Source organism: Mycolicibacterium rutilum, from assembly GCF_900108565.1.
Classification (GTDB): Bacteria; Actinomycetota; Actinomycetes; order Mycobacteriales; family Mycobacteriaceae; genus Mycobacterium; species Mycobacterium rutilum.
Map to the genome: position 1 here is coordinate 4,298,414 of NZ_LT629971.1, position 25,097 is coordinate 4,323,510.

The 25,097-nt window shown below is 66.9% G+C and carries 19 protein-coding genes and 3 rRNA genes; 3 read left to right on the forward strand and 19 right to left on the reverse strand.

Annotated features, from left to right (window positions below):
- Positions 1–5 precede the first annotated feature (5 nt).
- From xerD to BLW81_RS21040, 16 genes are all read right to left on the reverse strand, one after another.
- Positions 6–953: a site-specific tyrosine recombinase XerD gene (xerD, locus tag BLW81_RS20965; RefSeq protein WP_083408839.1), complete on the reverse strand. Its 948-nt coding sequence runs from the start codon at positions 951–953 to the stop codon at positions 6–8.
- Positions 950–1,570, reverse strand: a complete 621-nt coding sequence (locus BLW81_RS20970; protein WP_083408840.1) for an NUDIX domain-containing protein — start codon at positions 1,568–1,570, stop codon at positions 950–952. Before BLW81_RS20970 ends, xerD begins: the two co-directional genes overlap by 4 nt.
- Entirely contained in the window at positions 1,563–3,326 is a 1,764-nt protein-coding gene (locus BLW81_RS20975) for a CTP synthase (protein ID WP_083408841.1), read from the reverse strand. The genes BLW81_RS20970 and BLW81_RS20975 overlap by 8 nt, the downstream gene beginning before the upstream one ends.
- 151 nt (positions 3,327–3,477) lie before the next feature.
- Positions 3,478–4,416: a copper transporter gene (locus BLW81_RS20980; RefSeq protein WP_083408842.1), complete on the reverse strand. Its 939-nt coding sequence runs from the start codon at positions 4,414–4,416 to the stop codon at positions 3,478–3,480.
- Positions 4,417–4,426: 10 nt separating this feature from the next.
- The gene (gene steA, locus BLW81_RS20985; protein WP_083408843.1) at positions 4,427–5,611 is read right to left on the reverse strand and encodes a putative cytokinetic ring protein SteA; all 1,185 of its coding nucleotides are present in this window, start codon (positions 5,609–5,611) and stop codon (positions 4,427–4,429) included.
- A 176-nt stretch (positions 5,612–5,787) separates the two neighbouring features.
- Positions 5,788–7,548, reverse strand: coding sequence for a DNA repair protein RecN (recN, locus tag BLW81_RS20990; RefSeq protein WP_083408844.1), 1,761 nt, complete (start codon positions 7,546–7,548; stop codon positions 5,788–5,790).
- The gene (locus BLW81_RS20995; protein ID WP_083408845.1) at positions 7,548–8,471 is read right to left on the reverse strand and encodes an NAD kinase; all 924 of its coding nucleotides are present in this window, start codon (positions 8,469–8,471) and stop codon (positions 7,548–7,550) included. Before BLW81_RS20995 ends, recN begins: the two co-directional genes overlap by 1 nt.
- A complete protein-coding gene (locus tag BLW81_RS21000) occupies positions 8,468–9,277 on the reverse strand; it encodes a TlyA family RNA methyltransferase (RefSeq protein ID WP_083408846.1) in 810 nt (269 codons plus the stop codon). The genes BLW81_RS20995 and BLW81_RS21000 overlap by 4 nt, the downstream gene beginning before the upstream one ends.
- A gap of 5 nt (positions 9,278–9,282) precedes the next feature.
- Complete coding sequence (locus BLW81_RS21005) at positions 9,283–9,468, reverse strand: hypothetical protein (protein ID WP_083410709.1); 186 nt, start codon at positions 9,466–9,468, stop codon at positions 9,283–9,285.
- 8 nt (positions 9,469–9,476) lie between these two features.
- Complete coding sequence (locus BLW81_RS21010) at positions 9,477–10,499, reverse strand: HAD-IIA family hydrolase (RefSeq protein ID WP_083408847.1); 1,023 nt, start codon at positions 10,497–10,499, stop codon at positions 9,477–9,479.
- 1 nt (position 10,500) lies between these two features.
- The gene (locus BLW81_RS21015; protein ID WP_083408848.1) at positions 10,501–11,280 is read right to left on the reverse strand and encodes a tetratricopeptide repeat protein; all 780 of its coding nucleotides are present in this window, start codon (positions 11,278–11,280) and stop codon (positions 10,501–10,503) included.
- A 102-nt stretch (positions 11,281–11,382) separates the two neighbouring features.
- Positions 11,383–11,497 (reverse strand): 5S ribosomal RNA (gene rrf / locus BLW81_RS21020).
- 105 nt (positions 11,498–11,602) lie between these two features.
- Positions 11,603–14,729: ribosomal RNA gene (locus BLW81_RS21025) — 23S ribosomal RNA — on the reverse strand.
- Between the two features lie 362 nt (positions 14,730–15,091).
- Positions 15,092–16,611 (reverse strand): 16S ribosomal RNA (locus BLW81_RS21030).
- Together the 16S, 23S and 5S rRNA genes form the textbook arrangement of a ribosomal RNA operon.
- 456 nt (positions 16,612–17,067) lie before the next feature.
- Positions 17,068–18,354, reverse strand: a complete 1,287-nt coding sequence (tyrS, locus tag BLW81_RS21035; protein ID WP_083408849.1) for a tyrosine--tRNA ligase — start codon at positions 18,352–18,354, stop codon at positions 17,068–17,070.
- A 27-nt stretch (positions 18,355–18,381) separates the two neighbouring features.
- A complete protein-coding gene (locus BLW81_RS21040; protein ID WP_083408850.1) occupies positions 18,382–18,993 on the reverse strand; it encodes a DNA-3-methyladenine glycosylase in 612 nt (203 codons plus the stop codon).
- A 102-nt stretch (positions 18,994–19,095) separates the two neighbouring features.
- On the opposite strand from BLW81_RS21040, the gene BLW81_RS21045 reads away from it, so the two are divergent.
- The 3 genes from BLW81_RS21045 to BLW81_RS21055 are packed head-to-tail and all read left to right on the forward strand — an operon-like array spanning position 19,096 to position 21,235.
- A complete protein-coding gene (locus tag BLW81_RS21045) occupies positions 19,096–19,863 on the forward strand; it encodes an ABC transporter ATP-binding protein (protein ID WP_083408851.1) in 768 nt (255 codons plus the stop codon).
- The gene (locus tag BLW81_RS21050; RefSeq protein ID WP_083408852.1) at positions 19,791–20,615 is read left to right on the forward strand and encodes an ABC transporter permease; all 825 of its coding nucleotides are present in this window, start codon (positions 19,791–19,793) and stop codon (positions 20,613–20,615) included. Before BLW81_RS21045 ends, BLW81_RS21050 begins: the two co-directional genes overlap by 73 nt.
- 5 nt (positions 20,616–20,620) lie before the next feature.
- The gene (locus BLW81_RS21055) at positions 20,621–21,235 is read left to right on the forward strand and encodes a TetR/AcrR family transcriptional regulator (protein WP_083410710.1); all 615 of its coding nucleotides are present in this window, start codon (positions 20,621–20,623) and stop codon (positions 21,233–21,235) included.
- Here the strand turns inward: BLW81_RS21055 and BLW81_RS21060 are convergent.
- The 3 genes from BLW81_RS21060 to BLW81_RS21070 all read right to left on the reverse strand — a co-directional run bounded on the left by BLW81_RS21060 (position 21,218) and on the right by BLW81_RS21070 (position 25,047).
- Entirely contained in the window at positions 21,218–21,436 is a 219-nt protein-coding gene (locus BLW81_RS21060) for a Trm112 family protein (protein ID WP_083408853.1), read from the reverse strand. The genes BLW81_RS21055 and BLW81_RS21060 overlap by 18 nt on opposite strands.
- 3 nt (positions 21,437–21,439) lie before the next feature.
- Complete coding sequence (locus BLW81_RS21065; protein WP_157897778.1) at positions 21,440–21,988, reverse strand: hypothetical protein; 549 nt, start codon at positions 21,986–21,988, stop codon at positions 21,440–21,442.
- 89 nt (positions 21,989–22,077) lie between these two features.
- Entirely contained in the window at positions 22,078–25,047 is a 2,970-nt protein-coding gene (locus BLW81_RS21070) for an acyl-CoA synthetase (protein WP_083410711.1), read from the reverse strand.
- Positions 25,048–25,097: the final 50 nt, after the last annotated feature.

Consider the following 25,097-nt stretch of genomic DNA (forward strand, 5'->3'; position numbering starts at 1 on the left):
TGTGACTAGCGCGCCCGCGGATGGGCGCCGGCCCACACCTCGCGCAAGGCGTTGACGGTCACCATCGTGTAGATCTGCGTGGTGGTCACCGACGCGTGGCCGAGCAGTTCCTGCACGACGCGCACGTCGGCGCCGCCGTCGAGCAGATGCGTGGCGAACGAGTGCCGCAGCACGTGCGGAGACACCGCAGCGGTCACGCCGGCCCGCTCGGCGGCGTCCTGCAGCACCTGCCAGGCGCTCTGCCGCGACAGCCGCCCGCCCCGCGCGTTGAGGAAGATCGCCGGCGTGCCGCGGCCGCGACGCGCCAACTCGGGCCGCCCCCGCACCAGGTAGGTGTCCAACGCGCTGATCGCCGGACGGCCCACCGGCACCAGGCGGTGCTTGCCGCCCTTACCGCGCAGCAGCACCGAGCGCGCATGGGTGTCGACGTCGTCGAGGTCGAGCCCGACGGCCTCGGAGATCCGGGCGCCCGTCGAGTAGAGCAGTTCGAGCAGTGCGCGGTTGCGCAGCGTCAGCGGGCTGTCGGCGTCGCTGTCTCCGCCGGCACCCTCGAGCAGCGCGACCACCTCGTCGATGGACAGGCTCTTCGGCAGCCGACGGCCGGGTGTCGGCGGCTTGACCGCGGAGGCGACGTCGAGCTCGATGAGTCCCTCGGCCGCGGCGAACTTGTGCAGCCCGCGCACCGCGATCACCGCCCGGGCCGCGGACACCGCCGACAGCGGCGCGGTGCCGGTGTCGGGGTCGCCGCGGCGCAGCGCGACCAGGAACTCGCTGACGTCGGCCTCGGTGACCTTGGTCAGATCGTCGATGCCGCGGGCCCGCAGGAACTCGGTGTAGCGCCGCAGATCGCGCCGGTAGGAACTCAACGTGTTGGCCGCCGCGCCGCGTTCGATGGTCAGGTGGTTGACGTAGTCCTGCACCTGGTTGTCGAGCGCGGAGATGAGTGTCGTCACGGATGCCCCTTGCGGCGACCGAACGCGGTCGGCCGGTCGGTCCACGGCGCGTCGACGGACCGCAGCGTGGACGGGTCGGCGACGGTGTTGGCCGCCAGGATCCCCGCCACGGCAAGGGAATTGACGATGTCGCCGGCCAACACCATGCGCACGGCCTCCTCGAGCGACACCCACTTGAGCGTCAGGTCGGCTTCCTCGTCGGTGGCCTCGGGCCGCCCGACGTCGGTCAGGCCGGTGGCCAGATACACCCGCACGCTCTCGTCGCTGAAGCCCGGCGCCGAGTCGAGGTCGACGAGCACGCTCCAGTCGGTGGCCGACAGCCCGGCCTCCTCCTCGAGTTCGCGTGCGGCGGTCACATGCGGTGGTTCACCGCCGAGGTCGAGCAGCCCGGCGGGCAGTTCCCACAGGCGGCGCCCCAACGGGTGCCGGTACTGGTACACCAACGCGATGTTGCGGTCGTCGTCCATCGCGACCACGGCGACCGCGCCGTAGTGCTCGACGACCTCGCGGCGCGCGGTGTGCCCGCCCGGCATGCGCACCTCGTCGGCGCGCAACGCGAAAATCTTGCCGATGTAGAGCGTTTCGGAGGAGACCGTCTCGAAGTCGTGGTCAGCCACGGGTCGCGGGCTCTTGCAGCAGGGCCCCGACCTCGTCGGCGTGCTCCGCGCCGTTCGAGCGCTCACCGGCGATGTCCATCCCGGGCAGGCGCTCCTCGGCCTTGTAGTCGAGCGCGGCGCCGACGAACGCGACGAACAGCGGGTGCGGCCGGGTGGGCCTGCTCTTCAGCTCGGGGTGCGCCTGGGTCCCGACGATGAACGGGTGCACCTCGGGCGCGTACTCGACGAACTCGACGAGGTGGCCGTCCGGCGAGGTCCCCGAGAACCGCAGCCCGCTCTCGGCGATGCGGTCCCGGTAGGCGTTGTTGACCTCGTAGCGGTGCCGGTGCCGCTCGGATACCTCCGTCGCCTCGTACGCGCGCGCGACGATCGAATCCTCCTGCAGCACAGCGGGATACGCACCAAGTCGCATGGTGCCGCCGAGATCGGCCTCACCGGCGACCGCGTCGCGCTGGTCGGCCATCGTGGAGATCACCGGGTCGGAGGTCTTGGGGTCGAACTCCGCGGAGTTGGCGCCGGTGATGCCGACCGAGCGGGCCGCCTCGATCACGATGCACTGCAGGCCCAGGCACAGCCCGAGTACCGGCAGCGCCCGCTTGCGGGCGTACTGGATCGCGCCGATCTTGCCTTCGATACCGCGGATGCCGAACCCGCCGGGGATCAGCACGCCGTGCACGTCGGACAGCGCCGCGGCCGCGCCGGCGTCGGTCTCGCAGTCGTCGGAGGCGACCCAGCGCATCTCCACCTTCGCGTGGTGGGCGAACCCGCCGGCCCGCAACGCCTCGGCGACCGAGAGGTACGCGTCGGATAGGTCGATGTACTTGCCCACCAACGCGATCCGCACCGTCTCGCGTGGCTCGTGCACCCGGCGCAGCAGGTCGTTCCACTGCGTCCAGTCGACGTCACGGAACGGCAGGTTCAGCCGCCGCACGACGTAGGCGTCGAGTTCCTCGCGGTGCAGCACCTTCGGGATGTCGTAGATCGACGGTGCATCCGGTGTCGAGATGACACCGTCGACGTCGACGTCGCACATCAGCGCGATCTTGTTCTTCAGCGGTTCGGGCACGTCGCGGTCGCAGCGCAGGATCAGCGCGTCGGGCGTGATACCGATGCTGCGCAGCGCGGCCACCGAATGCTGGGTCGGTTTGGTCTTCAACTCCCCCGACGGCGCCATGTACGGCACCAGCGAGCAGTGCAGGAAGAAGCAGTTCTCCCGGCCGACCTCGTGGCGCACCTGCCGGGCGGCCTCCAGGAACGGCAGCGACTCGATGTCGCCGACCGTGCCGCCGATCTCGGTGATCACGACGTCGGGACGGTCGCCGTCGGCGTCGGGGGCGGCCATCTCCAGGATGCGGTTCTTGATCTCGTCGGTGATGTGCGGGATGACCTGCACGGTGTCGCCGAGGTACTCGCCGCGACGTTCCTTGGCGATCACCTGCGAATACACCTGGCCCGTCGTGACGTTCGCCGACCCGGACAGGTTGCGGTCCAGGAAACGCTCGTAGTGGCCGACGTCGAGGTCGGTTTCGGCGCCGTCCTCGGTGACGAACACCTCGCCGTGCTGGAACGGGTTCATGGTGCCGGGGTCGACGTTGAGGTACGGGTCCAGCTTCTGCATCGTCACCCGCAGGCCGCGCGCGGTGAGCAACTGGCCCAGGCTCGACGCGGTGAGCCCCTTGCCGAGCGAGGACACGACGCCGCCCGTGACGAAGAGGTGCTTGGTGGCCGTTTGCGGGTGCTTGCGTAATGCTGGCAAGAGCAACCTCCGTGACGACGGGCAGGGCTTACTTTTCTAGGGGAATTCCTAGTTTGGGGCCTGCCGACCCACGGAACCCCACCCTAACACCGTCGCCGACAAGTCGTCGCTGACGCGCCGCGGGCAGGCGCTTGTGAGACCGAGTCGACGGCTACTGCGGGACGGTGACCGACGTCGCCCCCGGTCCGATGCCGTACTGGCTCGGCCGGCCGCCGTTGATCAGATCGCTCAGCGCGAGCACCGCCGTGATGCGGCCCGATTCGCTGCCGATGTCGTCGACGGTAGTGACCGCCGAACTCAACGCCGCATCGGAACGGATGACCGCGACGGCCGCGGTGCCCGACGCCGAACCGTCCCGGCCGGCCAACACCGTGCCCGCACCGTGCGGTGCCAGCCCGGCGGCCAGGCGGGCGACGGTGGCGCCCCGGTTGCCCGCGTCGTCGCCGAGCGGTCCGCCGGTCACGATCACCGCGGTGTCGGCCGCGCCCACCCGGTCGGCGTAGGTGATGAAGCCGGTGTCGCGCAGCGTGGCCAGCACGGTGTCGCGCTGCGCGTCGTCGACGGTGTTGACCTTGGAGTCGCGATTGATCAGCAACGCGATGCCCAACAGGTCGCCGGCCTGCGAGCCCTGATCGACCGCCACGGTGCTCAACTGCTTGCCCGCGGGCACGATCGGCGAGTTCACCACCGACAGCAGCTTCTCGGCGGCGTTGGCGTCGACGAACTGCTGGGTGAGCGTCACCGCGCCGCTGACCGTGCCGCCGGCCTGCCCCACCAGCCGGGTGACCGCCTCGACGTCGTCGTCGGTGGCATCGGGTGTGCGGAACAGCACCACCGACTTGTCCACCAGCGCGTCGCGCACGATTCGCGCCGACATCTGCGCATCGAATTCACCGGCAGCGCTGAGTTTTTCGTTCAGACCGTTTCGCTCGTCGGTGAGGGTGTTGATCTGGTCCTGCAGTTCGTGCTTGTCGTCGCGCAGGCCCGACAGCACCGTGTTCGACAACAGCCCGGAGCCCAGCGCGACCCCGATGGCCAACGCGAGGAACACCGCCGCGAGCGAGATCGCGTGTGAGCGAAGAGAAATCATGGATGTGCTCCTAGGTGACCCAGCCCTGGACCCACAGCGAGAACCGGTTCCAGTAATCGACGACCCAGTCCAGCAGCGCGGCGTCCACCCGCGCCACCCACAGCGCGACGATCACCGCGACCAGCATCGCCAGCACCAGCAGCGCGATGGCCCCGCCCGAGACCCGGCTGCGGTACAGCGTCGCGACGGCTTTGGCGTCGACGAGTTTCTCGCCCACCTTGAGCCGGGTCAGAAACGTCGACGGGTTGCTCTGCTGCCGCGAGCGGTCGAAGAACTCCTCGATGCTCGCGGTGTGGCCGGCGGTGACGATCAGCGACGCGCCGTGGTGGTCGCACAGCAGCAGCGCCAGGTCGGCGGCCGAACCGGCGGCCGGGAACGTCATCGCTCCGACGCCGAGGTCCTGGATGCGCTCCAACCCGGCGGCGTGCCCGTCGGCGTCGGCGGGCAGCACGACCTGCGCGCCGCACCGCAGCACCTCGGCGCTGATCTTGTCGGGGTCGCCGACGATCAGCTGCGGACGGTAGCCCGCCTTGCGCAGCACGTCGGCGCCGGTGCCGACGCCGACCAGCACCGGCTGGTACTCCTTGATGAACGGCTTGAGCGCCCGCAGGTCGGCGGCCGCGCCGTCGTCCTCGGCGACGATCACAACGTGACGGCGGTTGAGGTCGACGTCGATGTCGGGGATGCCGATGCCGTCGATGAGCAACGGGCTCTCGCTGCGGATGAACTCGATCGTGTTGCCGGCGAACGCCTCGAGGTGGGCCACCAACCCGCTCTTGGCCTCGTGCATGAGTTCGTGGATCTCGTGGTCGGTGCGCTCGGCGCCCAGGATCAGCCGGCGGTCGCCGCTGTAGATGCCGCCCTCGTGCAGGCGCACCCGCGCGCCGTCCTTGACCTTCTTGAAGACGTCGGGCCCGGTGTTGTCGATCAGCGTGATGCCGTTGGCGACCAGAACCTCGGGGCCCAGGTTCGGGTAGCGCCCCGAGATCGACGGGGAGGCGTTGACGACGGCGGTGACGCCCGCCTCGACGAGCGCGTCGGCGGTGATGCGGTCGAGGTCCAGGGCGTCGATGACGACGATGTCCCCGGGGCTGATGCGGCGCAGCAGTCGGTCGATGTCGCGGTCGACGCGGGCGGTGCCGGTGATGCCCGGTCGTGAACTGGCATTACGGGTGAGCAGCGCTGACATCTTCATGGGCCGATTCTGGCGAGACCGCAGCGTGATCCGGTGGAGGCGCGCCGTAACACCAGTCACATAAGTATCAAGCGTCCCACCCGCCACAGCGTTCGGCGTGGCCGCCAGCAAAGTCCCGGCGCGCGGCAGCACGGGTAATTGTCGCTATAGCAAATAATCTGGATCGACCCGCGCGGTCAGGCTTCCGCGCGGTCCTTCTGCGCGGCCTCGAGCAGTTCGCGGGCGTGGGCGCGGCCGCTGTCGGACTCGCCCAGACCGGCGAGCATCCGCGCCAACTCGGCCACCCGGGCGTCGTCGTCGAGGCGCAGCACCTTGCTCGCCTTCAACTTGCCGCCGCCGCTGTCGACCACGAGGTGCACGTCGGCGTAGGCGGCGACCTGCGGCAGGTGGGTGACGACGATGACCTGATGGGTGTCGGCCAGCCGCGCCAACCGGCGCCCGATCTGCACTGCGGCCCGTCCGCCGACACCGGCGTCCACCTCGTCGAAGACCATCGTGGTGCCCTCCACCGAGGCGGCCAGCACCACCTCGAGCGCCAGCATCACCCGCGACAGTTCGCCGCCCGACGCGCTCTTGTTCAGCGGCAGCACGTCGGTGCCGCGATGGGCGGCGAAACCGAACTCGACGAGATCGACGCCGTCGCGCCCGGCATGGACGACGTCACCGGACGGCAGGGTCAGCGGCGCGGAATCGTCGGCCTTCGCGGCCAGCGGTCCGACCGACACGGTGAACTCGGCGTCGGCCATCGCCAGCCCTCCGAGCTCGGCGGTCACCGCCTTGGACAGGCCCTTGGCCGCCTTCGTCCGCGCCTTGGTCAAATCGGCGGCCGCCGCGACGACCTTGCGCTGCAACTCCTCGACACGCCGCTCGAGACCGGTCAGCGCTTGCTCGGACACGTCGAGTTGGGCCAGGCGGTCGCGTGATTCGCGTGCCCAGGCCAGGACGCCGTCGATGTCGGGGGCGTATTTGCGGGTGAGCGTGCGCAATTCGGCTTGCCGCGCGAGCTTGGTTTCGAGCGCGCTGGCATCGTCGGGCAGCCCGGACAGGAAGGAGCCGAGTTCGCCACTGACGCTGGCGATCACGGCCACGGCTTCGCTGAGCTGTTGGGCCAGCGACACCAGCGCGGTGTCACCGGTGGACTCCAACGCCGACTTGGCGTGCGCGACCCCGTGCGATGCCGAAACGTCTTCCGGCGACGGGTCGTCGGGGCCGGCCAGCGCCGCCCGCGCGGTCTGGACGGATTCGCGCAGCGCGTCGAGTTCGGACAGCCGGCGGATGTCGTCGACGAGCGCGTTGTCTTCGCCGGGTTCGGGTGCGACGGCGTCGATTTCGTCCAGCGAGAACTTGAGCCGATCGGCTTCCTGCGCCAGTTCCCTGGTCCGCTGCCTGCGGTCGATCAGGTCCCGACGCGCGGCCACCCACTCGTCGCGGGCGGTGCGGTACTTCTTCAGCGGCCCCTCCACATCGGCGAACCGGTCGAGCGCCGCGCGCTGCTCCTCGGGCCGGATCAGCCGCAACTGATCGTTCTGCCCGTGCAGGGTGAGTAGTTCGGTGGTGAAGCTGCTCAGCGACTTCGCGGGCACGCTGCGCCCACCGAGGTAGGCCCGCGACGGGCCGTCGCGGCTGACCGAGCGCGCCGCGATGATGCTGCCGTCGTCGTCGCGTTCGGCACCGGAAGAATCGAGGATCTCGTCGACGAGGGCGGCGACGTCATCGGTGAGTTCTGTTGTGGTGAAACGTCCTTCAACGACAGCGCGGTCGGCGCCCGAGCGCACCCGGTTGGCGTCGGCGCGGGCGCCACCCAGCAGGTGCAGGCCGGTCACCACCATCGTCTTGCCGGTGCCGGTCTCGCCTGTCAGCACCGTGAACCCACGGTCGAACTCGGCGGTCGCGGTGCTGATCGCGCCCAGGGACTCGATACGGATCTCGGAGAGCACTACTGACCGCGCCACCCTGTGACCGGCAACCGGAACTTGCGCACCAGACGGTCGGTGAACGGGGCGCTGTCGAGGCGCACCCACTTCACCGGTGTGCCGCAGCGGGTCACCTCGAGGCGCCCGCCGGCAGGCACCACCATTTCCCGTCGGCCGTCGCAGAACACCAGCGCGTCATGGCCCCTGGCCTCGATCTCGATCGCGATCGCCGCGTCGGGGCTGGTGACCATCGGGCGGGCGAACAGTGCGTGCGCGTTGTTGGGTACGACCAGAATCGCCTCCAGGTCCGGCCACAGAATGGGCCCGCCCGCCGAGAACGCCCACGCCGTCGACCCGGTGGGCGTCGCGACCAGCACCCCGTCGCAGCCGAAGGACGACACCGGCCGACCGTCGACCTCGAGCACGGCGCCCAGCACCCCGAGGCGCGGCCCCTTCTCGAGGCTGGCCTCGTTCAGCGCCCAGCCCCGGTCGACGATCTCGCCGCCCACCCGGACCACGACGTCGAGCGTCATCCGTTCCTCGACGCTGTAGTCGCGCGCCACGACATGGTCGAGCACCGCATCGATGTTGTCGGCTTCGGCCTCGGCGAGGAATCCGATGCGGCCGAGGTTGACGCCCAGCACCGGGATCTCGACGTTGCGGGCGAGTTCGGCCGCGCGCAAGAAGGTGCCGTCGCCGCCGAGCACGAGGACCAGTTCGCATCCCTCGGCGGCCCGCTCCTCGGCGTCGACCACCTCGATCTCGACGCCGAGCGCGCGCATGTCGTCCGGCGACAGGTGCACCGGGCCGCGGTCGACCGCTTCGGCGGAGAGCACTTTGAGCGCGATCCCGTTGTCGCCGAGCACTTTCTGGACCCGTCGCGCGACCTCGGTGGCCTCCTCGCGACCGGTGTGCACGACCATGAGGATGGTCCGTTCGGTGTTCACTGAGGTCCCTCCGCGACGGCGGTGTGCACCGCCCGCTCCAGTGCCGACCCGTGCAGCGGGGCGTCGGCGCGGGCGCGCAGGTGCAGGAAGTACTCGACGTTGCCGGACGGGCCCGGCAGCGGGCTGGCCACGACCGCGACGGTGTGCCAGTTCAACTCGGCGGCTCGGCGGGCCACGGTCAGCACGGCGTCGGCACGCAGTTCCGGGTCGGCGACGACGCCGCCGGCACCGACCCGGTCCTTGCCCACCTCGAACTGCGGCTTCACCATCGGCACGATATCCCCGTCGGGTGACGTGCACGCCGTCAGCGCGGGCAGCACGGTGGACAGCGAGATGAACGACAGGTCCGCGACGACCAGGTCGACGGGCCCGCCGATCGCGTCGGCGGCCAATTCGCGCACATTCGTGCGTTCCATCACCGTGACGCGGGGGTCGGTGCGCAGCACCCAGGCCAATTGGCCGTAGCCGACATCGGCGGCGACCACCTCGCGGGCGCCCCGGTCGAGCAGCACTTCGGTGAAACCACCGGTCGAGGCGCCGGCGTCGAGACAACGCCGCTGCTCGACCGCGATCTCGAAGGCGTCGAGCGCGCCCAGCAATTTGTGCGCACCCCGCGACACCCAGGTCCGCTCATCGGTGCCCTCGACCGTCAACGACGCCGTGACCGCGACCGCGGTGGCCGGCTTGGCGGCCGGCATGCCGTCGATGCTCACCCGGCCCGCGCCGATCAACTCGGCGGCCTGCTGGCGGGACCGGGCCAAACCGCGTCGCACCAGCTCGGCGTCCACTCGCGCCCGCCGCGTCACGGCGGTCAGCCCTTCTCGACCGACTCGAGCGCCTGCACGAGCACGTCGTGCGCTTCTTCCAGCCGTGCCGCGATGACCTCGATGTCGGCATCGGCCAGACCGTCGAGGTTGGCGCCGTCCGGCCCCGGATCGGGCAGGTCGGCGAGCAACTCCGCGATGCGCGCGCGAATCTGATCGGGATCGGTACTCATGTCGGTGTTCACGCTAGTCGATCAGGACCGGTTAGCAGGGACCAGCGGTGCGCGGCCTGCCGCGCGGTGTCGTCGCCGGCGGCGATGGCCAGCGAGGCGGCGTCGAGCCCGGAATCCCAGACCGCGCTGGCCGTCGCGCGCACCACCGACAGCTCATCGCCCGGGTCGGCGCCGGTGAAGTGAATCGTCACGGCCGCCGCGTCGACATCGACACGCCACGCCGGGTGCGGGCCGATCCGCAAAGCGTCCGCGGGTCCGGTCAACGACCTCAGGTCCGGCGCCAGGAAGTCCGGTCGCTCGTCGAGCGCGGCGCGGACCATCTCCGCGGCGGTGCTGACTCCGGTGAGCACGAGCAGGCTCGGCAGCCCGGCGGCGTTGGCGCCGGCGATGTCGGTGTCGAGCCGGTCGCCGACCACCAACGGCGCAGTGAAGGTGCCGCGGGCGAGCGCATCGTTGAGCAGCGTCGGCTGGGGCTTGCCCGCGACCTGGGGTTCGCCGCCGGTGGCCGTCCGCAGCGCGGCGACCATCGAGCCGTTCCCGGGCAGCAACCCGCGTTCGGACGGCAGGGTCAGATCGACGTTCGCCGCGACCCACAGTGCGCCGGCGCGGATGGCCAGCGCAGCCTCCGCCAGGTCGGGCCAGCTCGTCTGCGGCGAGTGACCCTGCACCACGGCGACCGGGCCGTCGGCGAACTGCCGAACGGGTTTGAGGCCCACGCCGCTGACCTCGGCGGCCAGTGCATCGGTGCCGACGACGAGAACCACTGCGCCGCTGGGCAATTGGTCGGCCAACAGTTTCGCGGCGCTCTGCGCGCTGGTGACCACGTCGTCGGGCTCGGCGGCGAAGCCCAGCGCGTGCAGGTGCTCGGCGACTTCGGCCGGGGCGCGTGACGCATTGTTGGTCACGTAAAGGGTGCGCGCGTCGATGGCGGCCAGGGTGTCGACGGCGCCCTCGGTCGCTTCGTGCCCCCGGAACACGGTGCCGTCGAGGTCGAGCAGCAGGCAGTCGTGGTCCTGCGCGAGGGTGCTCACCTCAGGAGAGCTCCGTGATGCGCTCTTCGGCGTCGGTGAGACCGTCGACGTCGGCGGTCGCGGCGTGGAGGAACCACTGTCGTGCGTCATCGTTACGGCCAAGGGCCAGAAGCGTTTCGGCGTACATGTAGAACAGCCGGGCGGCGGTCTGCCCGGTGCGTGAGGGATCCGGCTGCGGGCTCGACAGCACCGCGAGGGCCTGCTCGTGCTGACCGAGATCCGAGCGGGCGCCGGCCACCACGATCCGCAGTTCGTCGGCGTCGTCGCCGGTGAGCTGAGCGGCCTCGGGACTGCGGGCCAGTTCGATCGCCCGTTCCGGACGACCGACGCCGCGCTCGCAGTCGGCGATGAGCGCCAACAGCGGTGAGCGACTTCCCATTCGGCGCGCGGCGCGCAATTCGGCGAGCGCCTGCGCCCAGTCACCACAGTGGTAGGCGGCGATGCCGACCGCTTCGCGCACCGCGGCGATCCGGCCGGCGCGAGTGCGGGCGGCGCGCGCGTGTTCGAGTGCGGCGGCGGGATCGTCGTCGAGCAGTTCGCCGGCGGCGACCAGATGCCGGGCCACGTAGTCGGCGGACGACTTGTCGAGCGTGGTCAGCTCGCCGCGCACGTCCGGCGCGAGCTGGCGGGCCTCGATGCGTTCGGGCAGCGGCGGGCCGGCCGACTGGCGCGCATCGCCGTCGGGTCGGGGTTGTGCGCGGCGGGCCCGATTCGGTCCCGAGGAGCGCGGCGCCGACCGCTGTGGGCGCCCGTTGTTGCCGCCCCGTCTGTCCTCAGCCACGTATGCCTTTCTACCCGATGACCCTGTGCATGAGCAGCCGTAATGACTTCTCGCGAAATAGAATTACCCCCCACGCAATTGTGGGGGGTAATCCTAATGTGTGTTCGGCGGTGTCCTACTTTTCCACCCGTGTTGGGCAGTATCATTGGCGCTGGCAGGCTTAGCTTCCGGGTTCGGGATGGGTCCGGGCGTTTCCCTGCCGCTATTGACCGCCGTAACTCTATTCACTTGTTGTCAAGTGTTCCACGGTGTGTTGTGGGTGGTGTGTTTTGGTGGTGGGGTGCGGTTGTTTGGTCCGCGTGGAGTGTGTGGTTGCGAGTTTGTGTGTAAGTTTTCGGCCGGTTAGTGCCAGTTCCCTGAACACATTGCTGTGCGTGTAGGTCTGGTCTATCGATCCCGTGGTCTGCGGGGGGCCTTATCCCACTTGATGGGTGAGAAGCCTGGTCTTGGAAGAGGTTTCCCGCTTAGATGCTTTCAGCGGTTATCCTGTCCGAACGTGGCTATCCAGCGGTGCCCCTGGTGGGACAACTGGTGTACCAGAGGTTCGTCCGTCCCGGTCCTCTCGTACTAGGGACAGGTTTCCTCAAGCTTCTGACGCGCGCGGCGGATAGAGACCGAACTGTCTCACGACGTTCTAAACCCAGCTCGCGTGCCGCTTTAATGGGCGAACAGCCCAACCCTTGGGACCTGCTCCAGCCCCAGGATGCGACGAGCCGACATCGAGGTGCCAAACCATCCCGTCGATATGGACTCTTGGGGAAGATCAGCCTGTTATCCCCGGGGTACCTTTTATCCGTTGAGCGACACCCCTTCCACTCGGGGGTGCCGGATCACTAGTCCCGACTTTCGTCCCTGCTTGACATGTACGTCTCGCAGTCAAGCTCCCTTGTGCACTTACACTCAACACCTGATTGCCGTCCAGGTTGAGGGAACCTTTGGGCGCCTCCGTTACATTTTAGGAGGCAACCGCCCCAGTTAAACTACCCACCAGGCACTGTCCCTGAACCGGATATACGGTTCGAGGTTAGAGGCCCAATACGATCAGAGTGGTATTTCAACAACGACTCCACAATCACTGGCGTGACTGCTTCATAGTCTCCCACCTATCCTACACAAACCGTATCGAGCACCAATACCAAGTTGTAGTGAAGGTCCCGGGGTCTTTTCGTCCTGCCGCGCGTAACGAGCATCTTTACTCGTAATGCAATTTCGCCGAGTCTATGGTTGAGACAGCTGAGAAGTCGTTACGCCATTCGTGCAGGTCGGAACTTACCCGACAAGGAATTTCGCTACCTTAGGATGGTTATAGTTACCACCGCCGTTTACTGGGGCTTAAATTCTCCGCTTCACCCCGAAGGGTTAACGGGTCCTCTTAACCTTCCAGCACCGGGCAGGCGTCAGTCCGTATACATCGTCTTGCGACTTCGCACGGACCTGTGTTTTTAGTAAACAGTCGCTTCTCACTGGTTTGTGCCACCCCCTGCCGCTGCCCACCGCGAAGGTGTTGACGGTATGGGGGTCCCCCTTCTCCCGAAGTTACGGGGGCATTTTGCCGAGTTCCTTAACCATAGTTCACTCGTACGCCTCGGTATTCTCTACCTGACCACCTGTGTTGGTTTGGGGTACGGGCCGTGTATGCGCTCGCTAGAGGCTTTTCTCGACAGCATAGGATCACCGAATTCGCCTCACTCGGCTATGCATCACCTCTCAGGATAAGTGTCAGACGGATTTGCCTATCTGACTCCCTACAGGTTTGCCCCAGTATTACCACTGACTGGTACGGCTACCTTCCTGCGTCACCCCATCGCTTGACTACTACCACCGAAGGTCCCGCGCAGCCCCAGAAACCATCACCCCGAAGGGATCAGTGATTCTGGTTTTGGGCGGTTAGTACCGGTGATTCATCAGGGACGCTCATACACGGGTACGGGAATATCAACCCGTTGTCCATCGACTACGCCTGTCGGCCTCGCCTTAGGTCCCGACTCACCCTGGGCGGACTGGCCTGGCCCAGGAACCCTTGGTCTTTCGGCGGGCAAGGTTCTCACTTGCCTTATCGCTACTCATGCCTGCATTCTCACTCCCACACCCTCCACAACACGTTCACACGGCTGCTTCACCGGATGCAGGACGCTCCCCTACCCAACCTATTGTCACCAATAGATTGCCGCGGCTTCGGCGGTGTGCTTGAGCCCCGCTACATTATCGGCGCACAATCACTTGACCAGTGAGCTATTACGCACTCTTTCAAGGGTGGCTGCTTCTAAGCCAACCTCCTGGTTGTCTTCGCGACTGCACATCCTTTTCCACTTAGCACACGCTTAGGGGCCTTAGCCGGCGATCTGGGCTGTTTCCCTCTCGACGCACGGAGCTTATCCCCCGCCGTCTCACTGCCACACTTTCACTTGTCGGCATTCGGAGTTTGGCTGACGTCAGTAACCTAGTAGGGCCCATCGGCCATCCAGTAGCTCTACCTCCAACAAGAAACATGCGACGCTGCACCTAAATGCATTTCGGGGAGAACCAGCTATCACGGAGTTTGATTGGCCTTTCACCCCTACCCACAGCTCATCCCCTCAGTCTTCAACCTAAGTGGGTTCGGGCCTCCACGCGGTCTTACCCGCGCTTCACCCTGGCCATGGGTAGATCACTCCGCTTCGGGTCCAGAACACACCACTACACACGCCACTATTGACGTGATACGCCCTATTCAGACTCGCTTTCGCTGCGGCTACCCCACACGGGTTAACCTCGCGACATGTCCCTGACTCGCAGGCTCATTCTTCAAAAGGCACGCCATCACCCCACCACAAGGGAGGGCTTTGACGGATTGTAGGCACACGGTTTCAGGTACTATTTCACTCCCCTCCCGGGGTACTTTTCACCATTCCCTCACGGTACTGATCCGCTATCGGTCACTGAGAAGTATTCAGGCTTACCGGGTGGTCCCGGCAGATTCACAGCAGATTCCACGGGCCCGCTGCTACTCGGGGAAAACATTTCACGAAAGCCGCCAAGTTTTCGTCTACGGGGCTCTCACCCTCTACGACAGGCCATCCCAGACCACTTCGACTAACCCAACGGTTTATCACTTTCGCCCTCACCGGCGGATGAGAGAAGAAACGCCCCACAACACCGCACACACAACCCCCGCCGGGTATCACATGCACACGGTTTAGCCATCCTCCGCTTTCGCTCGCCACTACTCACGGAATCACTCTTGTTTTCTCTTCCTACGGGTACTGAGATGTTTCACTTCCCCGCGTTACCCCCTGCACCCTATATATTCAGGAACAGGTGACACGACATCACTCGTGCCGGGTTTCCCCATTAGGACATCCTCGGATCCACGCTCGGTTGACAGCTCCCCGAGGCATATCGCAGCCTCCCACGTCCTTCATCGGCTCTCAGTGCCAAGGCATCCACCATGCGCCCTTAAACACTTACAACACAAAACAGTTCAAAAATTCTCGGAAGAATCAAAAAATTGCATTATCAACGCAACAAACCACCCACCCAAGCCGGGTGAGCAATCCATCGCGAGATGCTCGCAACCACTATCCACAAATCAAACACCACACCCCACCACCAAAGCAGGGCAACAACACGCCTCCCACCACACACAGTGGCCAGGGAAACACGGGCCTGTTGTCTCAAAGCCCAATAGTGTGTCTGATGATCTTTTCGCCGCCGGCTTCCCAACCGAACGGACATGTCTGTTGTGCACCCAGCCGGCGCCACTACAGCGACCGACTCCTTCACGGCATCACGTATCCCCCACTGGGACACGCATTCTCGTGGTGCTCCTTAGAAAGGAGGTGATCCAGCCGCACCTTCCGGTACGGCTACCTTGTTACGACTTCGTCCCAATCGCCGATCCCACCTTCGACGGCTCCCTCCCACAAGGGGTTAGGCCACCGGCTTCGGGTGTTACCGACTTTCATGACGTGACGGGCGGTGTGTACAAGGCCCGGGAACGTATTCACCGCAGCGTTGCTGATCTGCGATTACTAGCGACTCCGACTTCACGGGGTCGAGTTGCAGACCCCGATCCGAACTGAGACCGGCTTTGAAAGGATTCGCTCCACCTCACGGCATCGCAGCCCTTTGTACCGGCCATTGTAGCATGTGTGAAGCCCTGGACATAAGGGGCATGATGACTTGACGTCATCCCCACCTTCCTCCGAGTTGACCCCGGCAGTCTCTCACGAGTCCCCACCATAACGTGCTGGCAACATGAGACAAGGGTTGCGCTCGTTGCGGGACTTAACCCAACATCTCACGACACGAGCTGACGACAGCCATGCACCACCTGCACACAGGCCACAAGGGAACCGACATCTCTGCCGGCGTCCTGTGCATGTCAAACCCAGGTAAGGTTCTTCGCGTTGCATCGAATTAATCCACATGCTCCGCCGCTTGTGCGGGCCCCCGTCAATTCCTTTGAGTTTTAGCCTTGCGGCCGTACTCCCCAGGCGGGGTACTTAATGCGTTAGCTACGGCACGGATCCCAAGGAAGGAAACCCACACCTAGTACCCACCGTTTACGGCGTGGACTACCAGGGTATCTAATCCTGTTCGCTCCCCACGCTTTCGCTCCTCAGCGTCAGTTACTGCCCAGAGACCCGCCTTCGCCACCGGTGTTCCTCCTGATATCTGCGCATTCCACCGCTACACCAGGAATTCCAGTCTCCCCTGCAGTACTCCAGTCTGCCCGTATCGCCCGCACGCCCACAGTTGAGCTGTGAGTTTTCACGGACAACGCGACAAACCACCTACGAGCTCTTTACGCCCAGTAATTCCGGACAACGCTCGGACCCTACGTATTACCGCGGCTGCTGGCACGTAGTTGGCCGGTCCTTCTTCTGTAGGTACCGTCACTTGCGCTTCGTCCCTACCGAAAGAGGTTTACAACCCGAAGGCCGTCATCCCTCACGCGGCGTCGCTGCATCAGGCTTGCGCCCATTGTGCAATATTCCCCACTGCTGCCTCCCGTAGGAGTCTGGGCCGTATCTCAGTCCCAGTGTGGCCGGTCACCCTCTCAGGCCGGCTACCCGTCGTCGCCTTGGTAGGCCATCACCCCACCAACAAGCTGATAGGCCGCGGGCCCATCCCACACCGCAAAAGCTTTCCACCACAATCCATGCAGACCGTGGTCCTATCCGGTATTAGACCCAGTTTCCCAGGCTTATCCCAAAGTGCAGGGCAGATCACCCACGTGTTACTCACCCGTTCGCCACTCGAGTACCCCGAAGGGCCTTTCCGTTCGACTTGCATGTGTTAAGCACGCCGCCAGCGTTCGTCCTGAGCCAGGATCAAACTCTCCAAACAAAAACAACCCAACCAAACAAGGCCAGGTGGAATTCGAATCAGAAAAATCCGATCACAAACAAAAGACACCAAAAACTGGCATCAAAAAACACCACACCCACAAACGGGAAAACAGGGCATGGCAAAAAAACAACAAACAAAAACCACCAAACACACTATTGAGTTCTCAAACAACACACCCACCTACCCGCGCAGCGAACCCGCGGCCAAAAGCCGCGTACTCGTCGTGCGGACAGTCAGGAACCCACCGAAGTGAATCTCCCTCTGGAAGTCTGCCGCGCTCTCCGGTCCGGGGACCGTGTCGCGGCGACCTGAGATAAGTTACGTCAGTGGAAACTCGGAGTCAAATGGGCTGGTAGGGCGGGTTTTTCGGACTCCGCATCTACCGCGCGCACCAGGGTGAGTCGACTCCGACATACAGCCCAACGGCCGTGGTGCCCAATTTGTTCCCCAACCTCATCCGGTGCGTTGCACGCCGGCGATGTTGCGCTTGCCACGCCGCAACACCAACCACCGCCCATATAGGAAGTCCTCGGACTGCGGGGTCCAGTCGTCGCTCGCGACGCGGGTGTTGTTGACGTACACCCCACCCTCGGCGACGGTGCGCCGCGCGGCCCCCTTGCTCGCCGCCAGGCCACTGGCCACCAGCAGGTCGGTGATCGCATCCGGCCCGCCCGGCGCCAACTCCGCTACCTGGTTGTTGCTGGCCTCCCGCAACGCCGCCGCCAGCGTCGACTCATCGAGTTCGGCCAGTTCAGCGCGGCCGAACAACGCCTGGCTGGCGTGTTCGACCGACCGGGTCGCGGCCTCGCCGTGCACCAACGTGGTGAGTTCACGCGCCAGTCGCCGCTGTGCCGCCCGCTCGTGCGCGCGTTCGCGCGTCGCTTCGTCGAGTTCGGCCAGGTCGTCGGGCGACAGGAACGTGAACCAGCGCAGGTAGCGCACCACGTCGGCGTCGGCGGTGTTGATGAAGTACTGGTACCAGGCGTAGGGACTGGTCATCTCCGGGTCCAGCCACAGGCTGCCGCCGCCGGTCGACTTGCCGAACTTCTTGCCTTCGGAGTCGGTGACCAACGGCGTCGTCAGCGCATGCACCGTTGCGCTGTCCTTCTGGCGCACCAGCCGTACCCCGGCGATGATGTTGCCCCACTGGTCGGAGCCGCCGACCTGCAATGTGCAGTTGTGGCGCCGGTGCAACTCCACGTAATCGTTGGCCTGCAGCAGCATGTAGCTGAACTCGGTGTAGGAGATGCCTTCGCCTTCGAGCCGGCGCCGCACGGTCTCGCGGTCGAGCATCACGTTGACCGAGAAGTACTTCCCGATGTCGCGCAGGAATTCGATCGCCGACAACGGACCCGTCCAGGACAGGTTGTTCTCGATGATCGCGCCGCTGGCGGTGTCGTCGAACTCGACGAACCGCTCGAGCTGCCCGCGGATCCGGTCGGCCCATTCGGCGACGGTGTCGGCGGTGTTGAGTGTCCGCTCACCGGTCTCGCGGGGGTCGCCGATCATGCCGGTGGCGCCGCCGGCCAGCACGATCGGACGGTGCCCGGACTGCTGGAAGCGCCGCAGCGTCAGCAGTGGGATGAGATGTCCGGCGTGCAGGCTGGGGGCCGTCGGATCGAAACCCGAATAGACGGTGACAGGTCCGGCGGACAGCGCCTCGGCCAGCGCGTCGCGGTCGGTGGACTGTGCGACCAGCCCACGCCATTCCAGTTCGTCGAGGATGTTCGGCGTGCCCATAACAGTCACCTGGTCGATCTTTCCGTACTAGTCGCTCTCGCCGAGAGCCGGTGCCCGCGGGCTGCGCCGATACGCCGACACCTCCGGTCGGCCGGTCAACCAGAACCGCCACGGCCGGTCGGCAGCCTTACTCACGCCCACCCGGGGACCGTCCGCGGCGTCCGCCCGCTCATCGAGGGTCAGCTGGATCGGGCTGTCCGGGTCGAACAGGTCGATCCCGTTGTCGTCCATGGTGATTCCGAGCGCCGAGCACAGATTGCCCGGACCGCGGGCCAGGCCGACGGGCCGCACCGATTCGCCGCGGCGGGCGTGCGCGGTACTCAGCCCGGCCTCGATCGCGGCGGCCCGCAGCAGCACCGCGCCGGCGACCCCGTCGGTGGCGCACACCACGTTGGCGCATACATGGATGCCGTGGCTGCGGTAGGTGTACAGCCGTCCCGGCGGTCCGAACATCACCCGGTTACGCGGTGTCGGCCCGCGGAACGAATGCGCCGCCGCGTCAGGCCACGGGCCATCGGCCGGCCCACCGTAGGCCTCGACCTCGACGATCATCGCGCTCACGCCGCGGCCGGTCAGGTCGGCGCCGAGCAAGCGCCGGGCCGCGGTCAGCGGATCGACCGCCAGCGGATGCGCGGTCATATCCGCATGTCACATCGGCCGGGGAACGCTGCGCTGACCATCGCGAAGGATCCTACGGAACGGTCTTGACACACCGCCGATGCGGAGCGCAGTATTCATCATATGATGACTTCATCGTCTGATGAATTTCCTGCCCGGCCCCGCGCCGCGGTCGACATCGCAGGCCTACGGGTGGTGCGCGGCGGTCGCCCCGCCGTCGACGACGTCTCGCTGCGGATCGCCGCCGGCACCATCACCGGCCTGCTCGGCCCATCCGGCTGCGGAAAGACAACCCTGATCCGCAGCATCGTCGGCACGCAGATCGTCGCCGCCGGCACGGTCACCGTCCTCGGCCAACCGGCGGGCGCGGCCGCGTTGCGTCACCGCGTCGGATACGTCACCCAGGACCCGACCATCTACGACGACCTCCGCGTCATCGACAACGTGCGCTACTTCGCCGCGCTGTACGGCACCGCGCCCTCAGACGCCGACGACGTCGTCGTCGTGGTCGGACTCGAGGACCACCGAACAGCGCTGTGCCGCAACCTGTCCGGCGGCCAACGAATCCGGGTCTCGTTGGCCTGTGCCCTGGTGGCGCATCCGGATCTGCTGGTGCTCGACGAGCCCACCGTCGGGCTGGACCCCGTCCTGCGGGTCGAGCTGTGGGCACAGTTCCGCGAGATGGCCAGGCGCGGAACGACACTGCTGGTCTCGAGCCATGTCATGGACGAGGCCGATCACTGCGACGAGTTGCTGCTGATGCGCGAGGGCCGCCTCCTCGCGCAGACCACACCGGCCGAACTACGGGAGGACACCGGATGTCAGTCACTGGAGGAAGCGTTTCTGTCCGTCATCAAGCACAGCACCGCAGCCAACGCCGCAACCGGCTGAGCGCCCAGGCCTACCTGGCCACCACCACCCGCATCCTGCGGCAACTGGCGGGCGATCACCGCAGCGTCGCGATGATCCTGGTGGTGCCCAGCCTCATCATCACGCTGATGTACTTCATGTTCGACAACGCGCCGCACCCACCCGGCGGACTGTCACCGTTCAACACCGCGTGCCTGATCATGCTCGGTGTCTTCCCGCTGGTGGTCATGTTCCTGATCACCTCGATCACGATGCAGCGCGAGCGCGCATCCGGCACGCTCGAACGCATCCTCACCACTCCCCTGCGCCGCTCCGACCTGCTCGCGGCCTACGGCACCGCGTTCTCGCTCGCCGCCGCGGCGCAGGCCACCCTCGCCTGCCTGGTGTCCTATGTGTTCCTCGGCCTGCACACCGAGGGCAGCCCGGTACTGGTGTTCACCATCGCGATCATCAACGCAATCCTCGGTGTAGGCCTGGGCCTGCTGTGTAGCGCGTTCGCGCGCACCGAGTTTCAGGCGGTCCAGTTCATGCCCGTGGTAATCGTCCCGCAGCTGCTGCTGTGCGGGGTGATCGTGCCGCGCGCGGTGCTGCCGGATTGGCTGCAGTGGATCAGCAACGTGCTGCCGGCAAGCTACGCTCTGGAGGCGCTGCAGCAGGTCGGCACGCACGCCGAACCCACGGCCACCGTCGTGCGTGACATCGCGGTGGTGGTCGGGTTCGCGGTCGTCGCGCTGTGCCTGGCGGCGGCGACGCTACGACGAAGGACACCCTGACGACGTTGACGACCAACGCTGAGCGCAAACGGCCCGGGCGCCCACCCGGGCCGTCGGACACCCGTGAACGCATCCTGACCGTCGCACGAGAACTGTTCGCACGCAACGGAATCGACAAGACATCGATCCGCGCGATCGCGGCGCAGGCCGGCGTCGACCCCGCGCTGGTGCACCACTACTTCGGGACCAAGACCCAGTTGTTCGCGGCGGCGATCCACATCCCCATCGACCCGATGGATGTCATCGGTCCGCTCAAAGAGATCCCGGTGGAGGACATCGGCCGCACGCTGCCGTCGATGCTGTTGCCGCTGTGGGAATCGGAACTGGGCAAGGGCTTCATCGCGACGCTGCGGTCGCTGCTGGCCGGCAACGACCCGTCGCTGTTCCGGTCGTTCCTGCAGGATGTGATCACCAAGGAGATCGGCTCGCGGGTGGACGACCCGCCCGGCAGCGGCCGCGTGCGGGTGCAGTTCGTCGCATCGCAACTCGTCGGCGTGGTGATGGCCCGCTACATCCTCGAACTCGAACCGTTCAAGTCCCTGCCGATCGAGCAGATCGCCGAGACCATCGCGCCGAACCTGCAGCGCTACCTCACCGGCGAGTTACCCGGGCTGAGCTGACGCGCGCTGCAGCATCCGCTGGTGCTCGTCGTCGTCGCCCACCGTCACCGCCTCGTCGACCAGCAGCACGGGGATACCGTCGTCGATGCGGTAGGCCCGCCGCAACCGCGGGTTGTAGAGGAACTCGTCGCCCACCAGCAGCAGCGGGCCGCGGTCCTGCGGGCAGACCAGGATGTCGAGGAGTTTCTCGTCGAGTGCCACAGATCAGCCGAGCGGGACGTTCATGCCGGGAAGCACGGGCACCGGACCGGCGACGGGGCCGTTGGTCGTGATCGAGGCCTGCGCCTGCGCCTGCAGCTTGCGCTGGTAGGAAATGGTGCTCTTGAGCGCCTCGATCAGCGGGGTCTGGTTGGGCCTGCGCTCGAGCGCATCGGCGAGTGCGGCGGCGTTCAGCTGCGACGGCTTGAAACCCTGCTGGCGCAGCTTCATCGCATCGTCGATCAGCGTGGAGATCTGCCCGCCGCCGTCGCCCTGCCGGTACTGCTCGTAGATGGCCATCAGGATCTGGTCACCGTTGACCTTCGGCGCGGTCGCTTCCTCGGCCCGCTTGCAGTCGTCGCCGGTGCACGGCTTCTTCGGGCCGGCCGCCTGGGCCTCGGGTGCCGGCGCCTCTGTAGTCGTCGGCTCGGACGGCTGGGCGAGCGCGGTGGGCGTCGCGACTCCGCACAGCAGGCCGGCGGCCATCACTCCGCCGGCGCCGCCGATGAGGAGGCGACGCCAGAGGTCGCGGTGCATACCGGTCTGCGATGTCATCAATCCTCCAGCTCGGTGGCGCGACTGCCCGGTCCGGCGACGGCCTGCCGCCAGCGGGAGCCTAACAGCGACCGCACCGGGTGGCACGGTCATCCAGGCTGGCCCTCGGCGATCTCGGTGCGGATCGCGACGGTCAGCCGCTTGTATCGATTCGTATCGGCATCGAAATACCAGGCGTTACGGGACGGCTTCGGAATTCCCTCCGCGCGCAGCGGGCTGACCAGCGGGCGGTACGACGCGCTGAGCGCCATCTTCGGCACCACATGGACGATGTCGGGTGGCTCACCGACCGGCAGATCGGCCAGCGCTTCGGACAGGTCGGCCGACGGGATGCTGCCACCTGGGCGCACCGCCAACGCGGTGACGGCCAACTGCTGGCCGTTCACCTCCACGCCGTAGGTCACCGCGAGGTCCACCGCGCCCAGGCAGCCGACGGCGTCGTTGACGGCCGAGGCGTACACGCAGCCGCGCTCGGTGTGAATGATCGCGCCGCGGTTGTCGACGAGCCAGAAATCGCCGTCGTCGTCGCGGCGGAACAGGTACTCGGTGGACACCCAGGTGTCGGCCGGAGCGAACACGCCGCGCTTGACGGGCGCGGTCGGGTCGACCGGTCCGCGGGGCCGGGCCAACAGCACGCCGATCTCGCCGGGTTCGGCCCGGCGGACGAACCCGCGGTCGTCCTCGAGGATCAGATCTTCCTGCGGGTCGTAGGCCGCCAGCTCGAGTTGCCTGCCACCGGGCAGCGGTCGGCCTTTGGCGCCGATCTTGGCCCCGGAGACGTTGGCCAGCACCGCCTGGCCGTCCGTCGTCGCGAAGAACTCGACCACATGCGCCGGCTCGAACACCTCGACGACGCGTTTCCACAGCCCGGTCGGCATGCCCGACCCGATGAACAGCCGCACCGGGTGGTTGCCGTACAGCGCGAACGACGGGTCGTTGATGACCTCGCGCAGCATCGCCCAGGTGTAGGTCACCACGGTGACGCCGTACTGGCGGATCTCTTTGAGGAACCGGTCCGGCTGCAGTCCACGCGACAGCGCGATCCGCGAGCCGCCCACCACCGCGCCGCCCAGGGCGACCAGCAGCCCGGACTGGTGGTGCAGGGGCGTCAGGCAGTAGACGGTGTCCCCGCGGCCGAGGTTGGCCGCCGACGCGGTGCCGAACGCCGAGATCGCCCAGCGGGCGTTGGTGATCTGCCGGGCGATGAGTTCGCCGCCGATCGAGCTGAACGCGACGAACGCCAGGTCGCGGGCCAGCCCGGGGTTCGGCCGGTACCAGCCGGGCAGGGCGACGGCGTCGGGGTCGATCTTTTCCATGTCGACGACGTCGGCGTCCTCGGGCAGGTGCAGATCGCGCGCCTCGCCGCCGCCGAGCACCAGCACCCGCATGTCGAGTCGGCGGGCAACGTCGAGATAGTTCGGGTCGGTGATGATGTCGGTCACCGCGCCGAGTCGGGCGGCGTCGGCAAGGTCGACGTCGGGCGGCATCAGCACCGCGACCGCGCCCAGCCGCGACAGCGCCGTGATGGCGACCAGCGCGCTGGGCCGCGTCTCCATCAGGACGCCGACGCGGGCACCCTGCCGCACACCGACCTCGATGAGACCGCGCACGACGTTGTCGATGCGCCGGTCGACCGCTTCGTAGGTGTGCACCCGGCCGTCGAACAGCAGGCAGTCACCGTTGGGGGCGTCGCGGGCCTGCTCACTCATGATCCGGCCGAGCGAGATCCGGGTGTGCTCGTTGATCTGGCCGAGGCGGGCGAGTCGAGGCAGCGTGCGGGCGGTCTCTACGGCCAGCGCCCGCGCGGACTTGTTCGCCGACACCAGCGCTCCAGCCGCCGATTTGGCGAAGGTGAACGCCATCTCGGTGGCGGCGGCGGTGCTGTGCGCGACCCGCGAGCTCAGCGTCACCCCGGACTCGTGCGGTTCGCTCGGCTGCAGCGCCATCGGGTTGACGCCATCGGGCAGGTCGCCCGTGCCGTCGAGCCACCGGACCCACTGCGCGACGGTCGGCCACGTCTGGCTGGCTGCCTTGGACCCGACGACGAGGCCGAAATGCCCGGCGCGGATGAGGAATTCGTAGACATCAGCTCTGGGTGCGGCACGCTTGATGCCGCGCACCGAGGCCGGCTGGCCGATGTCGTCGACCTCACCGATGACCGCGAGCACCGGGCAGTCGATGTCCGACAGCGTCACCAGGTCGCCGTGGATGGAGAAGCCGCCGCTCATCATCCGGTTGTGCGCGATGAACTGTTTGAGCAGTTCGGCGATCGCGGGACCTGACCAGGCGATCCACCCCTCGGAGGCCAGGAAGCGGCGCTGTTGTTCGCGCGGCAACAACGCCTCGCGGTCGTGCAGCTGGCGCAGGAAGTCGATGCGCGACTGCGCGGTCTTGATCGGATCGAGCATCTGAAACCCGGTGCGCGCCAACCAGCCCGGGATGTCGATGCGGCTGAACACGTGGTCGGCCATGAAATCGGCCGCGGCGGGTGCGATGCTGGCGGGCAGGTTCATCGGCAGCGCGGCCAACGTGTCGACCGGCGAGCCGAACGCGATGATGCTGGCGAGGTCCTTGGAGTGGCGATAGGCCGCGGTCTGGTAGGCGAACATGCCGCCCTGCGAATAGCCGGCCAGGTGGACGTCGCGCCCGGTGACCTCCTTGACGGTGTCGATGGCCTCGCTGAGGGCGACGACGTGGTCGGCGAGGGTGCGCTCCATGCCGCCCTCGATCTGGTCGGGTGAGCCGAAGTCGATCACCCACGGGTCGATCCGCGACTTGTGCAGGATGCCGACGGCGCCGTCGTCGCGGGTCACGTCCCACATGTCGGCCGACATCATCATCGGGTGCACCATCAACACCGGCGGTCCGGGCGGCCGGGCTCCCGGCCGGCTGTCGGGCGGGAAGTAGCGCCGCAGCCGGTACATCGGGACGCTCTGGATGATCTGGAACGGCGACGGCACCGCACCGGTCTCCAACCCGCCGTACCGCAGCACCTCGAGCCCGTTCTGCGCGGTGGCCACCAGCCGTCCGACCGGCCTGGTTATCGCCGACAGATCCACCGCCACGCTCCCCATATGTCCGTGCCCTCGATGACGACGCAATCATGGCA